Annotated in this window: 1 protein-coding gene and 1 pseudogene; one reads left to right on the top strand and one right to left on the bottom strand. The window is 72.4% G+C overall.

The features are described from left to right. Positions 1-33 precede the first annotated feature (33 nt). A pseudogene (locus GH736_RS23520) lies at positions 34-234 on the bottom strand (molybdate ABC transporter permease subunit); the annotation flags it as partial. Positions 235-434: 200 nt separating this feature from the next. Here GH736_RS23520 and GH736_RS23515 point away from each other — a divergent pair. Then, positions 435-906, top strand: a 472-nt coding sequence (locus tag GH736_RS23515) for a polyprenyl synthetase family protein (protein ID WP_203230939.1), incomplete at its 3' end; no start/stop codon positions are given.

Here is a 906-nt window from a genome sequence, read left to right as displayed (position 1 = left end):
CCCGCTCGCGACCGGCGGCGCCCGCAGCATCCGTCATGCCCGCACCCCCGGCAGCCAGCGGTCACGGAGCCCGAGCAGCACGATGACCGAGACGGCGAGCAGCAGCAGGGCGAGGGCGATCGCCTCGTCGGGGTCCGACTGCATCGCGAGGTAGCTGGCGATGGGCAGGGTGCGCGTGACCCCGGGAAGGGACCCGGCGAACGTGATCGTGGCACCGAACTCGCCGAGCGCCCGGGTGACAAGTCCACTTCGAAAGTTGTAGCACACGACTCGGAACTTCCGACCATTGCGCTCGACTTACGCCGTCGCTAGGTTGGCTTTTATCGCACGGGTCGACGGAAGCCCCCCGAACGGGGCCCCTTCCTTCCGCGCTGCGAGCGACGCCGACCACGCCGAGCGTCGCGCCGGCCTGTCAACGTCGACGGAGGAGCTCCATGAAGTCGTCACCGCCGATGACTGCGCCGTCGGTCACCGAGGGTGCACTGCTGACCTCGACCGACCTCGACACGGACGGTCGGCTCGACGGCGACCGGCTCGCGGCCGAGGTCGACGCGTTCGGCGAGGCGTCGCCGGCCATCACCGCGGCGCACTGGCGTCGCGTCCGCGTCCGCTGCGCCGCATACGGCCCGGCAGTCACGCGACTGCTCGATGAGGCCGCGGCGTCCGACGGCGGAAAGCACCTGCGCCCCCGTCTCGTGGCCGCGGCCTACCTCGCCTTCGGCGGCCTCGACCGTCGCCTGCTGGGCGAGGTCGCCGGCGCCCAGCAGTTGCTCCACCTCGGCCTCTGCCTGCACGACGACCTCATCGACGGCGACCGGGTACGCCATGGCCGGCCGAATCTGCTCGCCACGTACGAGGCGGGCGACCGCGCCGCCGGGGTGTCGGATGCCGCCGCCGACCGGCAGG

It is taken from the genome of Agromyces humi (genome assembly GCF_009720255.1).
Lineage (GTDB): Bacteria > Actinomycetota > Actinomycetes > Actinomycetales > Microbacteriaceae > Agromyces > Agromyces humi.
Note: the sequence above shows the minus strand (reverse complement) of the source record. Positions and strands in the feature narration are given on the sequence as shown.